Source organism: Pseudomonas sp. NY15181 (assembly GCF_048068055.1).
Classification (GTDB): Bacteria; Pseudomonadota; Gammaproteobacteria; order Pseudomonadales; family Pseudomonadaceae; genus Pseudomonas.
Map to the genome: position 1 here is coordinate 194,873 of NZ_JBLUPT010000007.1, position 14,269 is coordinate 209,141.

The following is a 14,269-nucleotide window of genomic DNA, read 5'->3' on the forward strand; positions in this document are numbered from 1 at the left end:
ATCGATGTCCCGGAGTGGCTGGAGCGCCCAGGAGGCATCGGCTACCATGCCCGCTTTGTTTACGAAGGGTGCCCCATGGAGTTCGTGCTCTACCTGGTGCTAGGTGCCTGCGCCGGTGTTCTGGCCGGCCTGTTCGGCGTCGGCGGCGGGCTGATCATCGTGCCGGTGCTGGTGTACAGCTTCAGCGCCCACGGTTTTTCCGCCGATGTGCTGACGCAGATGGCGGTCGGTACCTCGCTGGCGACCATCATCTTCACCTCGACCAACTCGATCCTCGAGCATCACCGCCGTGGCGCGGTGCGCTGGCGGTTGTTCCTCTGGATGACCGTGGGCATCCTGGTGGGCAGCGCCCTGGGGGCGGTCACCGCCTCGAAGATCCAGGGGCACGTCCTGCAGAAGATCATCGGGGGCTTCGCCATCCTGGTGGCGATGCAGATGGCGCTGGGCCTGCAGCCCAAGGGCGGCGGCGAGGTGCCCGGGCGCTTCGGCCTGGGCGTTGCCGGGGGCGTGATCGGCTGGGCGTCGGCGATCTTCGGTATCGGCGGCGGCTCGCTGACCGTGCCTTTCCTGTCCTGGCGCGGCGTCTCCATGCAACAGGCGGTTGCGACTTCGTCCGCCTGTGGACTGCCGATTGCCATCGCCGGTGCGATATCGTTCATCGTGGTCGGCTGGCACCACGCCAAGCTGCCGGAGATGAGCGTCGGTTACGTCTACCTGCCGGCGCTGGTGGGGATTGCCCTGACCAGCATGTTCTTCGCGCGCATCGGGGCGCGGCTGGCGCACCGCCTGCCGGCGAAAGTCCTGAAGCGCCTGTTCGCCCTGCTGCTGTTCAGCGTGGGGCTGAGTTTCCTGATCTGATTCCTGCTAGGAGAAGCGGATGCTGCCTTATCCACAGATCGACCCGGTTGCCGTAGCGCTTGGGCCGCTGAAAATCCACTGGTACGGCCTGATGTACCTGATCGGCATCGGTGGTGCCTGGCTGCTGGCGTCGCGCAAGCTCCACCAGTTCGACCCGACCTGGACCAAGGAGAAGCTCTCCGACCTGGTGTTCTGGGTGGCCTGCGGCGTGGTGCTGGGCGGACGCCTGGGCTACGTGCTGTTCTACAACCTGGAGGAATACATCGCCAATCCGACGCTGATCTTCGAGGTGTGGAAGGGCGGCATGTCGTTCCACGGCGGCTTGATCGGCGTGATGCTGGCGACCTGGTGGTTCGGCAAGCGCAACAACAAGAGCTTCTTCCAGCTGATGGACCTGATCGCGCCGCTGGTGCCGATCGGCCTGGGCGCCGGGCGTATCGGCAACTTCATCAACGGCGAGCTGTGGGGCAAGGTGACCGACGTGCCCTGGGCGATGGTCTTCCCCACCGGCGGCCCGGAGCCGCGCCATCCGTCGCAGCTGTACCAGTTCGCCCTGGAGGGCGTGGCGCTGTTCGTCGTCCTCTGGCTGTTCACTCGCAAGCCGCGCCCGACCGCCTCGGTGTCCGGCCTATTCGTGCTCTGCTACGGCATCTTCCGCTTCATCGTCGAGTTCGTCCGTGTGCCGGACGCCCAGCTGGGCTACCTGGCCTGGGGCTGGCTGACCATGGGCCAGGTGCTGTGCGTGCCGATGGTCCTGGGCGGCATCGGGCTGATGGTCTGGGCCTACCGCCGCGCACCGGCGCAGCCGGCGGCGAACTGAATTTCGCCTGAATGAAAAAGCCCGCCAATCGGCGGGCTTTTTCATGGACCTTTGTAGGAGCGAGCTTGCTCGCGAACAGACTCCGCTGCAGGGTTTGGTTGGCGAGCAAGCTCGCTCCTACAGGTACTGGCTCAGGCGGGCTCCACCAGCAGCAACACGCCGTCCTGCCCGGTCACGCGGACCTGGGCGCCGGCCGGTAGCTCCGGCCCGCTGACCAGCCAGACGCTGTCGCCGACGCGGATCTTGCCGCGCCCGCCGACGATGGCGTCGTGCAGGGCGAACTGCCGGCCGACCAGTTCGCTGCCGCGCCGGTTCAGGCCCGGGCTTCCCCCGGCGTGCTTCGCCGAGCGCTGGTGACGCCACCAGAACACGGCGGTGAGGATCGCCAGGACGCCGAACAGGAGGAACTGCCAGGTCCAGTCCAGGCCGGGGATGAGGAAGGCAATGACGCCGGTGATGGCGGCGGCGATGCCGATCCACAGCAGGTAACCGCCGGCGCCGAAGACCTCCAGGATCAGCAGGAGGATGCCCAGGCCCAGCCAGTCCCAGAAGCCGAGGTGGTGCAGGAAGTCCGCCATCAGCTGCGACCCTGGCCGTCACCGAAGGTGGCCTTGACGATCTCGCCGATGCCGCCGACCGCGCCGATCACCTGGCTGGCTTCCAGCGGCATCAGCACGATCTTGCTGTTGTTCGAGCTGGCCAACTGGCCGAGTGCGTCCACGTACTTCTGCGCGACGAAGTAGTTCACCGCCTGCACGTTGCCGGTGGCGATGGCTTCGGAGACCACGCGGGTCGCCTTGGCTTCCGCCTCGGCCTGGCGCTCGCGGGCTTCGGATTCGAGGAAGGCCGACTGGCGCAGACCTTCGGCTTCGAGAATCTGCGCCTGTTTCTTGCCTTCGGCGGTGAGGATTTCCGCCGCGCGCCGGCCCTCGGCCTCAAGGATCTGCGCGCGCTTGAGGCGCTCGGCCTTCATCTGGCTGGCCATGGCTTCCACCAGGTCGGCCGGCGGGCTGATGTCCTTGATCTCGATGCGGGTGACCTTCAGGCCCCAGGGCGCTGTGGCTTCGTCGACAGTGCGCAGCAGGCGTTCGTTGATCGCGTCGCGCTGGCTGAGCATGTGGTCCAGTTCCATGGAGCCGAGCACGGTGCGGATGTTGGTCATCACCAGGTTGCGCACGGCGTTTTCCAAGCCGCTCACTTCATAGGCCGCGCGGGCCGCGTCGACCACCTGGAAGAAGCACACGGCGTCGATCTGCACGATGGCGTTGTCGGCGCTGATCGCCTCCTGCGGCGGCACGTCCAGCACGCGCTCCATCATGTTGATCTTCTGGCCGATGCGGTCGACCACCGGGACGATGATGTTCAGGCCCGGCTTCAGGGTGTTGGTGTAGCGGCCGAAGCGCTCAACCGTCCATTCGAAGCCTTGCGGAACCACCTTGAAGCCCATCAGGACGATGGCGATGGCGAGGATGACGAACAGCAGCGCGACACTACCGATTTCCATGCGAAGGACTCCTTGGTCGAAAACTTCCCGTGTCTTTGCGGCCGGGCTCCGTGTTTGCGCAGGAGACGAACCCGCCCCCGGCCGATGATCGCGAACAGACCCTGTTCAAGCCCAGGGCGCCCGGAGGGGCGCTGAGTGCGGTCAGGGATTGGCTGGGGAAATACTATCCCAGCGCCACGAATGTTTGACGACTTCCGTTCGGTTCCTGAGCGGTATCGTTTCAGGTGGGCTGCATTGGAATGGAGTCGGATGGCGGGGCGGCGGCGGTGTGATCGATTGCATGGAGCCGACTGCGCCCCTCGCCAGGGGCGCTTGCAACGAAGGTGCGAGCGGGCGCTGAACAGCGGGAGGTCCGCAACGGGCTTCAGGACCCGGCGCTGCACGCCGGGCCCCTGCCACAATCTGCTTTTCCCTGCGCCCTGAGGGTTACAGCAGCCCGCGCACTTCGTCGCGGAGCCGGGGGCGGCGTTCACCCACCAGGTAGTCGGCACGCGATCGCGCCATGGCGTCGGCCAGCTCGGGATGGGTCGGCACCCAGAAGTCCCCGGCGGCGATGCCATCGAGGATGATCTCGCCGGCCTGCAGGGGCGTCAGGCCCTGGGTGCGCAGCATGTCGGCCATGATCTTACGATGCTTGTCCGAATGCCCGCCTTCCTCGCCCATCACGGCGTCGGTGAAGATCCGGCTCGCGACGGGGCCGGGCAGCACGCAGGACACGCTGATCGGCGCGCCGATGAGCGCCATCTCCAGCGCCAGGCATTCGCTGAAGGACAGCACGGCGTGCTTGCTCACCATGTAGGACGTCTGGATCGGCATCATGCCCAGCGAGCCGACCGAACCGACATTGGCGATCCATGCCCGCTTGCCGGCCGCGATCATGCGCGGGGCGAAGGCGCGCACCGACTGGATGACGCCAAGGACGTTGATCGCCAGCGTCTTCTCCCAGGTGGCGGCGGGGATTTCCCAGGCATAGCCGAGCATTTCGATGCCGGCGTTGTTGACCAGCAGGGCCACCTCGCCGAAGGCCTCGTAGCTGCGCTGGGCCAGGCGATCGAGCTGCGCGGCGTCGGACACGTCGGTCGCTACCGCCAGCGCCTCGCCGCCCTGCGCGCGGATGTCGGCGGCCACCGCTTCGGCGCGGTCGCCAGCGATATCCGCCACCACCACTTTCATGCCGCGTGAGGCCGCGGTCCGCGCGATTCCTTCGCCGATGCCGCTGCCCGCGCCGGTGATGACGGCCACGCCGCCGGCCATGATGTTTTCGTTCATGCAGTCCTCTTCTTCTGGTGTCCCGGTTGTGGGGCTATGGGGCGGATCGCCCTTGGCGGATGGTCTATTCGCCGAACGGATTCACCGCCGGGTGCGACCAGGCCGGGATCTGCGCTGGCGGCAGCGGCGTGACGCCATCCAGGTCCAGCACCGCCAGCTTGTGTGCCGCCGGGAAGTGCATCGAATGGGCGAGTAGGCCCGAGCGCTCGGCGGCCGGCAGGTGGCACATCTCGACGACGGTATGCACGAGATAGGCGACGTTTTCGCCGGGATAGTCGTCCGGGATGTAGCGGGCCGCGCCGGGGGTCAGGATGGCGGTGGACGGCGCGACCAGGTTGACGGCGATGTTCGACGCCAGCAGCTCGGCGGCCGCGCCCTGGGTGAAGCGGTTCATCGCTGCCTTGGCGGTGGCGTAGATGGTCGAGCCGACCTCGGTGTCGAACAGGCTGTAGGGCTTGATCGGCGGCTGCGCGGTGACGGAGCCGATGTTGACGATCCACCCGGCGCCACGGGCCTTCATCTGCGGGATGACCGCCTGGGTCAGGATGAAGGGCGCGCGCAGGTAATGGGTCAGCGTGCGGTCGAACAGGCTGATGGGCATGCTGGCGAGCGGCACGTATTCCGCCAGCCCGGCGTTGTTCACCAGAATGTCGATCGGCCCGGCGGCCTGGGTTGCCGTTTCGATGAGCCGCTCGCATTCCTCCTGCCGTTCGAGGTCGCAGGCGATCGGAATTGCCCGGCCACCCATCGCCTCGATCAGGTCGACGGTCTCCCGCAGCGTGCCGGGGTTGCCGGCGGAGGCGTCCACGCTCCGCGCGGTCACCACCACGGTGGCGCCTTCCGCTGCCAGCCGCTGGGCGATAGCGCGCCCGATCCCCCGGCTCGATCCCGTCACCAGGGCCGTCCTGCCTGCCAATCGCTTCTCCGCCATCCCGTCCATCCTCGCTGTGCATGAAGGTGTCAGTGGCGGGCACTATCGAGCGCGCCTCGTTCATTGCACAGGACGCAAGCGCGCAATATCGTAGGACAGTTTCGATCGCCCGCGTGCAGACGACGCGGCTACGACTTCGCTGTGGCGGACTGGATGGACGGCTCCGATCTTACCGAAGGGCTGCTGGCCCAATTGGCCAATGCCCTGGCCTGCTTCGATTCCCCGCCTGCCGGGCGGGAGGGGCTGGACGGCTTCCCAGGGCACGACCCTTCCGCATTCGCGCGCATGTTCAGCGACCGGATGGATGCGCTCGAACGCCTATGCTGCGCCCGCGACAACGCGCCCATCTTCGCCAATCTGGCGGGCGAAATGCTTTGCCACGCGGTCATCAGCTGTCCGGATATCGGGGCGGTGCTCGAACGCAGCCACCGCTTCAGCATCATGTTCGTCGGCGCCGAGCACTCCAGCCGGCTGGAGCGGCAGGGGCAGCTCGTGCGGTTCAGCATGGCCTCGCGCTATGCGACGCGCGACGATGCCACGCTGCTCAGCGACCTGATCGGCCTGCACTATTACCTCTCGCTGCTGGCCTGGCTCAGCGGCCAGCGCCTCGATCTGCGCGGCGTGGAACTGGTCTATGACCGCCCGCCGCGCTCGAACCGGCTGCTCGATCTGTTCGGCGCCCCGGTGCAGTTCGAGCAGCCGCGCAACACCTTGCTGTTCGACGAGGCCATGCTCGCCCGGCCGGTGGTGCGGACGCCTTCGGAGCTGGCGGCGATCCTCGATTGTTTTCCCTACAACTTCATCATCGAGACGCTGCATGAGCATGGGCTGCCGGTGCAGGTGAAGCTGCTGCTGGAGCAGGCCCTGCGCCAGGGCAAGCGGTTGCCCTCGGCGGTGACCATCGCCGATATCCTGCACATGAGCGAGGCCACTCTGCGCCGCCAGCTGCGCGCGCACGGCAGCAGCTATCTCCAGTTGCGCGCGTCATCCCTGCTGGAGGCTGCGGAACGGCTCATGCAGGATGGCGGCGCGTCGATCGCCTCGGTGGCGCAGCGCCTGGGCTTTTCCGATGATCGTGCGTTCCGGCGCGCCTTCAAGGGGTGGACCGGCCTGAGCCCGTCGGCCTCGCCTGCGCGTGGCGGCGCTACTTTTGCTCGCTCTGCGGAGTGACCCGCATCACTTCCTCGATGGTGGTGAACCCGGCGGCGACCTTCTGCGCACCGGACAGGCGCAGGCTGCGCATGCCTTCCTTGAAGGCCTGGCGGCGCAGCGGGATCAGGTCGGTATCGGCGGTGATCTGCTCCTTCACGGTTTCGCTCAAGAGCATGATCTCGTAGACCCCGGCGCGGCCTCGGTAGCCGGTGTCGCGGCACTCCAGGCAGCCGACGGCGCGGTGGGCGTTGGTGGGCAGCGGGGCGTTCCACGGCCGGGTCAGCTCCTGCCAGTCCGCCTCCTCCAGCTCCATCGGCGCTTTGCAGTGCGGGCACAGGGTGCGTACCAGGCGCTGGGCCATGACGCCGAGCACGGTGGCGCGAATCAGGTAGTAGGGCACGCCCAGTTCCAGCAGGCGGGTGATGGCGGTGGGCGAGTCGTTGGTGTGCAGGGTGGAGAGCACCAGGTGGCCGGTGAGCGCCGCCTGGATCGCCATCTCGGCGGTTTCCAGGTCGCGGATCTCGCCGACCATGATGATGTCCGGGTCCTGGCGCAGCAGGGCGCGCACGCCGCTGGCGAAGGTCAGTTCGATGTTGTGCTGCACCTGCATCTGGTTGAACGAGGGCTCGATCATCTCGATCGGGTCCTCGATGGTGCAGACGTTCACCTCATCGGTCGCCAGCTGCTTGAGCGTGGTGTAGAGCGTGGTGGTCTTGCCCGAGCCGGTGGGGCCGGTGACCAGGATGATGCCGTTGGGCTGGCTGGTCATGCTCTGCCAGCGACGCAGGTCGTCCGGCGAGAAGCCGAGCTGGTCGAAGGTCTTGAGCAGCACCTCGGGGTCGAAGATCCGCATCACCATCTTCTCGCCGAACGCCGTGGGCAGGGTCGACAGGCGCAGTTCCACCTCGGCGCCGTCCGGGGTCTTGGTCTTCACCCGGCCGTCCTGCGGCTTGCGCTTCTCGGCGACGTTCATCCGGCCCAGGGACTTGAGGCGGCTCACCACCGCCATGCTGACCTGCGGCGGAAACTGGTAGACGTTGTGCAGCACGCCGTCGATGCGGAAGCGCACCGTGCCCTGATCGCGGCGCGGCTCGATGTGGATATCGCTGGCGCGCTGCTGGAAGGCGTACTGGAACAGCCAGTCGACGATGGTGACGATGTGCGCGTCGTTGGCATCGGGCTCCTGGTCTGCCGCGCCCAGGTTGAGCAGCTGCTCGAAGTTGCCCACGCCACTGATCTTCTGGTCCTTGGCGGTCGCCCCGCTGACCGACTTGGCCAGCCGGTAGAACTCCACGGTGAAGCGCTGGATGTCGGTGGGGCTGGCGACCACGCGCTTGATCGGGCGCTTGAGGACGTGGATGAGGTTGCTTTCCCAGGCCTGCACGAAGGGCTGGGCGCTGGCGATGGTGACCTCGTCCGGCGCCACGGCCACCGCGAGGATCTGGTGGCGCTGGGCGAAGGCGTAGGACATCAGCGGAGTGACCGCGGCGACGTCGATCTTCAGCGGGTCGATGCGCAGGTAGGGCTGCCCGGAGTAGTCCGCCAGCCAGTGCACCAGGGCGTCGAGGTCGAGCTTGCGGCCATTGCGCTGGCGGTCCTCGATCTGTTGCGCGGCGAGGAATTCCAGCGGGTGCTGCTGGTTGTTCACCGCGCTGCGGCGGATGGCCATGCACTGCTCGGCGTCATCCTGGGCCACGCGGCCCTGGCTCACCAGTTCGCGCAGAATGTCGCCCAGGTCGAGCAAACGGTCCTGGGCGGATGGGGCATAGGCGGACATACGGATTCCCTTCGTGTAGGGCGGGCTTCGTGTGGGGCGGGCCTGGCTCGGCCCGCCGCGATGCCGGGCCAGCTTATTTCAAAAGCGCCTTCCACGGCTTGAGGGTGAGCACAGTATGGGCCTGGGCTGCCAGGGCATCCAGGCGACCCTCTGCCTCCGGGGCGGCCAGCAGCTCTTCCAGCTTGGCCAGTTCGCCGTACAGACGGTCGGTCTCCGGCAGCTCCAGCACGCCGCGCGCCGGGCGCAGCCAGACCAGCATGCGCTGCAGGCGCGGCAGTTGGTCGGCGAGCACTTCGGGCAGTTGCTGAGCGCGTTGCAGCGGCATGGCCTGGGCCTCTTCGGCCAGCGTGCGTTGCAGCCACTTGCCGACCGCGGCGCCGCCCAGACGGTTGGCGCGCTCGTTGCGCTCGGCGGTCCAGGCCTTGGCCAGCAGCCAGCGCGAAGCGTTCAGGGAGAACTGGCCCCAGCGGGTGTTGGCCAGTTCCTCGCGGAAGGCCTCCGGCATCTGCTGGCGCAGGGCTTCGTCGTGGCGGCCCTGTTCGATGCGCGGCAGCCAGTCGGCGATCAGCGCATCGAGGCTGGCGCGCAGCTCGCGGGTGCTGGCGCGCGGCACGGCCTGGCCGAGGCTGCCGAGCAGGGCGCGCAGGTCCATCAGCTGGCGCAGCCAGTCCTGCAGCAGCAGCCAGTGGCCGTTGAAGCGGTATTGCTCGGCCAGGCGCTGGCTGCTGCCCAGCAGCGCCCAGGCCAGCGCGGCGAAGGCGCCGTCGAGCGGGGTTTCCGCCAGCAGCTTCTGGGTGTCGGGCTGGATGCTGTAGCTCGCCGGGTCGAACAACCGGTAGCCGCGCTCGGCCTTGCTGATGTCGCAGGGCATCAGCGGCAGGTCGGCGGCCAGTTCGAGCGCCAGCTCCAGCAGCGCGGCGGGTTCGCCCTGGCGCAGTTCCAGTTCCAGCTCGCAGATTTCCTCTTCCTGCTTGCCGGCGACCACCTTGCCCAGGTCCAGCGCCGCCTCGATGACCACCTTGGTCTTGCCGCGGCCCCAGGCAATCTCGGCGCGCTGGCGGGTGAAGTCGGTGCTGAAGATCGGCTTGAGGGTCTTCTTGTCCAGGTCGGCCAGGGCGGCCGGCCAGCACTGGTCGTCGAGCTTCTTCAGGTCGAGCTTGTTCTTCTCCAGGTACCAGTCCCACTCGTTGCGCTCGGACAGGCCCGCCATGCTCTGGCCGCGGGTCTTCAGGGTCTGGATGAACTGCTCGCCATCGCGGCGCATGCGCAGGGCGACACGGGCCTGGGCCAGCTCGCGATCCGGCGTGTCGTAGTACTGATTGAACAGCTCGCGGGGTTCCCAGCCGGACTTGTTGCGCTTCTTCAGCGCCGGGTGATCGCGCAGGGCTTCGAGGGTTTCGCGGCTGGCGCGCAGTTTGATTTCGGTTTCTTTCTGCATGGCGATGTCCGGGTGAGGGCGGTTGCACCTGTCCGGCGATAAGCCTGGGGGACGGGCGCGAAAAAAGACGTCAAAGGTGTGCAGTTTACAGGGAGTTCGGCATGCCTGCCGGGCGGCGCGAGGTTTTACCTCAGGCTGGCTTGGTTCATAGTGGGGACAAAGTCTTCGGAGAACGCCATGTCGTTGCCGCCCCTGAAACAACGCTTCGCCGAGCTGCTCGCGCTGCCGTCGGTGAGCTGCACCCAGGCCGCGCTGGACCAGTCGAACCGGCCGGTGGTCGAACGGCTGGCCGGCTGGCTGGACGACCTGGGTTTCGCCTGCGAGCTGCGGGAAGTCTCGCCGGGCAAGCTCAACCTGATCGCCGTGCTGGGCAGCGGCCCCGGCGGCCTGGTGCTGGCCGGGCATACCGACACCGTGCCCTATGACGAAGCCTTGTGGAGCAGCGACCCGCTGCGCCTGGACGAGCGCGACGGGCGCTGGTTCGGCCTGGGCTCCTGCGACATGAAGGGCTTCTTCGCCCTGGCCATCGAGGCTGTTCTGCCCCTGCTGGAGCAGCCGCTCAAGCAACCGCTGATCCTGCTCGCCACCTGCGACGAGGAAAGCTCCATGGCCGGCGCCCGTGCGCTGGCCGCCGCCGGGCAGCCGCTGGGCCGGGCCGCGGTGATCGGCGAACCGACGGGCCTCAAGCCGATCCGCCTGCACAAGGGCGTGATGATGGAGCGCATCGACATCGTCGGCCGGAGCGGCCATTCCTCCGACCCGAGCCTGGGCCGCAGCGCGCTGGAGGCCATGCACGCCGCCATCGGCGAGCTGCTGGTGCTGCGCGGCGAGTGGCAGCGCGAGTTCGCCAACCCGCAGTTCAGCGTGCCGCAGCCGACCCTCAACCTCGGCTGCATCCACGGTGGCGACAACCCCAACCGCATCTGCGGCCAGTGCGCCCTGGAGTTCGACCTGCGCCCATTGCCCGGCATGCAGCCGGAGGCGCTGCGCCAGGCCATCCGCGAGCGCCTGCGGCCGGTTGCCGAACGCCATGCGGTGCAGCTCGACTACCGCCCGTTGTTCCCGGCCGTGCCGCCCTTCGAGGAGGCTGCCGACAGCGAGTTGGTGCGTATCGCCGAAAGTCTGACCGGGCACTCGGCGGAAGCGGTAGCCTTTGGCACCGAAGCACCGTATCTTCAGCAGCTCGGTTGCCAGACCCTGGTGCTTGGCCCCGGCGACATCGCCTGCGCCCACCAGCCGGATGAGCACCTCGCCCTCGAGCGCATCGAGCCGACCGTGGAATTGCTGCGCGGTCTGATCCGTCACTATTGTTTGTGAAACTTGCCTGTAGAGCGCCCGGATAGCGGGCCCAACGTACTCCAGAGGAGAAACCTGTCGATGTACATGCGACGACGATAACCGCGCCGCCCCTGGCCGAGCTCCGGCCGCACTCGACAGCTTTCCGCCCACTCGCACGACAGGCTTTTCAAGCAATGCACGACTACGTCAACTGGCTGCGCCACGCCTCGCCCTACATCAACTCGCACCGGGATTGCACCTTCGTGGTGATGCTCCCCGGCGAGGGCGTCGAAGACCCCAATTTCGGCAACATCGTCCACGACCTGGTGCTGCTGCACAGCCTGGGCGTGCGCCTGGTACTGGTGCACGGCTCGCGTCCGCAGATCGAGGCGCGCCTGGCCTCTCGCGGGCTGGCGCCGCGCTTCCATCACGGGCTGCGGGTCACCGACGTGCCGACCCTGGAATGCGTGATCGACGCGGTGGGCAGCCTGCGCATCGCCATCGAGGCTCGCCTGTCCATGGACATGGCCGCCTCGCCCATGCAGGGCTCGCGCCTGCGGGTGACCGCCGGCAACTTCGTTACCGCGCGGCCGATCGGCGTGGTCGAGGGCATCGACTACCACCACACCGGCGAAGTCCGCCGGATCGACCGCAAGGGCATCAACCGCCAGCTCGACGAGCGCAGCATCGTGCTGCTCTCGCCGCTGGGCTACTCGCCCACCGGGGAAATCTTCAACCTTGCCTGCGAAGACGTGGCCATGCGCGCGGCCATCGAGCTGGATGCCGACAAGCTGATCCTCTACGGAGCCGAACGCGGCCTGCTGGATGTCGACGGCAAGCTGGTGCGCGAACTGCGTCCGCAACAGGTGCCGGCGCACCTGGAGCGCCTCGGCGCGAGCTACCAGGGCGAACTGCTCGACGCTGCCGCCCAGGCCTGCCGCGCGGGCGTGCGGCGCAGCCATATCGTCAGCTTTACCGAAGACGGCGCGCTGCTCTCCGAGCTGTTCACCCGCACCGGCAATGGCACCCTGGTGGCCCAGGAGCAGTTCGAGCAACTGCGCGAGGCGGCCATCGAGGATGTCGGCGGCCTGCTGGAACTGATTCGCCCGCTGGAAGAGCAGGGGATTCTGGTACGCCGCTCGCGCGAGGTGCTGGAGCGCGAGATCGAGCAGTTCAGCATCGTCGAGCGCGAGGGGCTGATCATCGCCTGCGCGGCGCTCTATCCCATCGCCGATTCCGATGCTGGCGAGCTGGCGTGCCTGGCGGTGAACCCGGAGTACCGCCACGGCGGGCGCGGGGATGAGCTGCTGGAGCGTATCGAGCAGCGCGCGCGCAACCTCGGGCTGAAGACCCTCTACGTACTCACCACCCGCACCGCCCATTGGTTCCGCGAGCGCGGCTTCCAGCCCAGCAGCGTCGACCGGCTGCCGACGGCGCGTGCCTCGCTGTACAACTACCAGCGAAATTCGCAGGTATTCGAGAAGAGCCTGTAACGCGCTTCTCGTAGGATCGAGGGGGACGCCTGGTCCTTGCTCGCGAACCAATCCCGCTGCGGGCCCATTCGCGAGCAAGCTCGCTCCTACAGGACGCTGTGGTGTGGACATGAAAAAGAGGCCCTCGGGCCTCTTTTTCGTTCAGCGTGGCTGTGCACTCAAACGCTGAGCAGCCCCAGGATGCTCGCCTGGTAGGCCGCGACGAAGGTGTCGAAGTCGCCTTCGGGCTGCGCTTCCAGTTCCGCCTGCTCCTGCAGCGACTGGCTGGCCATATCCTCGAAGCGTGCCTGCTCCTCGGCGGACAGCGGCTGTGCGCGCAGGGCGGCGGCGTGCTCGCGGCTGTGGCGCAGGGCGAAGGCCTCGAAGCTCTCGCCGCGTTCGCGCATTTCCGCCAGCACCTTCGCCGACGGCGTCAGGCTGGCATCGGCAAGCTTGGCGCGCTGCTCGGCCAGGCTCTGCGCGTGCAGGCTGCCGCCACGGGCGCGGTCGAGCAGTTCGATGATCGGTGCGATGGCGTCGAGCAGGCCGTTGGCCCAGTCCTTCATCTCTACCTGCTGGCCGCCGCGCTCCAGCTTCAGGCCGGGGCGACGGCCTTCCTTGACCACCTTGAGGAAGTTGCTGGTGGCCGCGCCGCACTCGCAGCCGCCCAGCGGCGGACTGTCGGAAAGCGCGCAGTAGAGCAGGAAGGCGTCGAGGAAGCGCGCTTCGGGAAGGTCGATGCCCAGCGGCAGGAAGGGGTTGATGTCCAGGCAGCGCGCCTCGACGTACTGCACGCCACGGGCCATCAGCGCCTGGATCGGGCGCTCGCCGGTGTAGGTGACGCGTTTGGGGCGGATGCTCGAGTAGTACTCGTTCTCGATCTGCAGGATGTTGGTGTTGAGCTGCACCCACTCGCCGTTGACCTTGGTGCCGACCTTCTCGTAAGGCGCGTACGGGGTGCTGACTGCGCGGCGCAGGCTGTCGATGTAGCTGTCGAGGTCGTTGTAGCAGGGGGTCAGGCCTGCCTGGGCGTTGTTCTGGTAGCCCAGGTCGCTCATCCGCAGGCTGGTGGCGTAGGGCAGGTAGAGGGTGTGTTCGTCGAAGGCTTCCAAGCCGTGCGGGCGGCCGCGCAGGAAGCCGGCGTCCAGGGCCGGGGAGGCGCCGAACAGGTACATCAGCAACCAGCTGTAGCGGCGGAAGTTGCGGATCATCGCGATGTAGCGGTGCGACTGGTAGTCCCGCGCGCTCTTCTCGCTGCCTTCTTCCTGGCGCAGCACTTCCCACAGTCCTTCAGGCAGGGAGAAGTTGTAGTGGATGCCGGCGATGCACTGCATGGTCTTGCCGTAGCGCAGGGCCAGGCCCTTGCGGTAGACGTACTTCAGGCGGCCGATATGGGAGCTACCGTAGCGGGCGATCGGGATGGTCTCTTCATCCGGCAGCTCGCAGGGCATCGACGGGCTCCACAGGTATTCGCCGTCGAGCTTTTCGTAGGCGAAGCGGTGGATTTCGCCCAGATCTTCCAGGGTCTTTTCGACACTGCTGGCGGTCGGCGTGATGAATTCCAGCAGCGACTCGGAGTAGTCGGTGGTGATCTGCGGGTTGGTCAGGGCCGAGCCCAGGGCGCGCGGGTGCGGGGTCAGCGCCAGCTTGCCTTGCTCGTCGACGCGCAGGCATTCGCGCTCGATACCGTGCAGGCACTGGGTGAGCAGGGACAGGTTGTCAGCATCGCCGAGCAGAGCCAGGCGGCGGGAGAGTTGGTCGCTCAAGTTG

The 14,269-nt window shown here is 67.4% G+C and carries 12 protein-coding genes; 5 read left to right on the top strand and 7 right to left on the bottom strand.

Annotated features, from left to right (window positions below):
• The first annotated feature begins 75 nt into the window (after positions 1 to 75).
• Together ACNFBT_RS17780 and lgt are read left to right on the top strand one after the other, a co-directional pair.
• Positions 76 to 858, top strand: a complete 783-nt coding sequence (locus ACNFBT_RS17780; RefSeq protein WP_416751520.1) for a sulfite exporter TauE/SafE family protein — start codon at positions 76 to 78, stop codon at positions 856 to 858.
• A 19-nt stretch (positions 859 to 877) separates the two neighbouring features.
• A complete protein-coding gene (gene lgt / locus ACNFBT_RS17785; RefSeq protein ID WP_416751522.1) occupies positions 878 to 1,678 on the top strand; it encodes a prolipoprotein diacylglyceryl transferase in 801 nt (266 codons plus the stop codon).
• A gap of 131 nt (positions 1,679 to 1,809) precedes the next feature.
• On the opposite strand, the gene ACNFBT_RS17790 is transcribed toward lgt, so the two are convergent.
• The 4 genes from ACNFBT_RS17790 to ACNFBT_RS17805 all read right to left on the bottom strand — a co-directional run bounded on the left by ACNFBT_RS17790 (position 1,810) and on the right by ACNFBT_RS17805 (position 5,346).
• Positions 1,810 to 2,256, bottom strand: a complete 447-nt coding sequence (locus ACNFBT_RS17790) for an NfeD family protein (RefSeq protein WP_416751524.1) — start codon at positions 2,254 to 2,256, stop codon at positions 1,810 to 1,812.
• Positions 2,256 to 3,182, bottom strand: coding sequence for an SPFH domain-containing protein (locus ACNFBT_RS17795; protein WP_416751525.1), 927 nt, complete (start codon positions 3,180 to 3,182; stop codon positions 2,256 to 2,258). Before ACNFBT_RS17795 ends, ACNFBT_RS17790 begins: the two co-directional genes overlap by 1 nt.
• Positions 3,183 to 3,608: 426 nt before the next feature.
• Complete coding sequence (locus ACNFBT_RS17800) at positions 3,609 to 4,451, bottom strand: SDR family NAD(P)-dependent oxidoreductase (protein WP_416751527.1); 843 nt, start codon at positions 4,449 to 4,451, stop codon at positions 3,609 to 3,611.
• A 64-nt stretch (positions 4,452 to 4,515) separates the two neighbouring features.
• The gene (locus ACNFBT_RS17805; protein WP_416751529.1) at positions 4,516 to 5,346 is read right to left on the bottom strand and encodes an SDR family NAD(P)-dependent oxidoreductase; all 831 of its coding nucleotides are present in this window, start codon (positions 5,344 to 5,346) and stop codon (positions 4,516 to 4,518) included.
• A gap of 189 nt (positions 5,347 to 5,535) precedes the next feature.
• On the opposite strand from ACNFBT_RS17805, the gene ACNFBT_RS17810 reads away from it, so the two are divergent.
• On the top strand, positions 5,536 to 6,552 hold the full coding sequence (locus ACNFBT_RS17810) for an AraC family transcriptional regulator ligand-binding domain-containing protein (protein ID WP_416751531.1): 1,017 nt from the start codon (positions 5,536 to 5,538) through the stop codon (positions 6,550 to 6,552).
• On the opposite strand, the gene ACNFBT_RS17815 is transcribed toward ACNFBT_RS17810, so the two are convergent.
• Positions 6,527 to 8,311, bottom strand: coding sequence for a GspE/PulE family protein (locus ACNFBT_RS17815; RefSeq protein ID WP_416751533.1), 1,785 nt, complete (start codon positions 8,309 to 8,311; stop codon positions 6,527 to 6,529). The genes ACNFBT_RS17810 and ACNFBT_RS17815 overlap by 26 nt on opposite strands.
• A 73-nt stretch (positions 8,312 to 8,384) precedes the next feature.
• On the bottom strand, positions 8,385 to 9,749 hold the full coding sequence (locus tag ACNFBT_RS17820) for an inorganic triphosphatase (RefSeq protein WP_416751535.1): 1,365 nt from the start codon (positions 9,747 to 9,749) through the stop codon (positions 8,385 to 8,387).
• A gap of 177 nt (positions 9,750 to 9,926) precedes the next feature.
• On the opposite strand from ACNFBT_RS17820, the gene argE reads away from it, so the two are divergent.
• On the top strand, positions 9,927 to 11,066 hold the full coding sequence (argE, locus tag ACNFBT_RS17825) for an acetylornithine deacetylase (RefSeq protein ID WP_416751538.1): 1,140 nt from the start codon (positions 9,927 to 9,929) through the stop codon (positions 11,064 to 11,066).
• A gap of 155 nt (positions 11,067 to 11,221) precedes the next feature.
• Positions 11,222 to 12,520 carry an amino-acid N-acetyltransferase gene (gene argA, locus ACNFBT_RS17830; protein WP_416751540.1) on the top strand — a complete coding sequence of 433 codons (1,299 nt, stop codon included), beginning with the start codon at positions 11,222 to 11,224 and terminating at the stop codon, positions 12,518 to 12,520.
• Between the two features lie 158 nt (positions 12,521 to 12,678).
• On the opposite strand, the gene gshA is transcribed toward argA, so the two are convergent.
• A complete protein-coding gene (gene gshA, locus ACNFBT_RS17835; protein ID WP_416751542.1) occupies positions 12,679 to 14,265 on the bottom strand; it encodes a glutamate--cysteine ligase in 1,587 nt (528 codons plus the stop codon).
• Positions 14,266 to 14,269 lie beyond the last annotated feature (4 nt).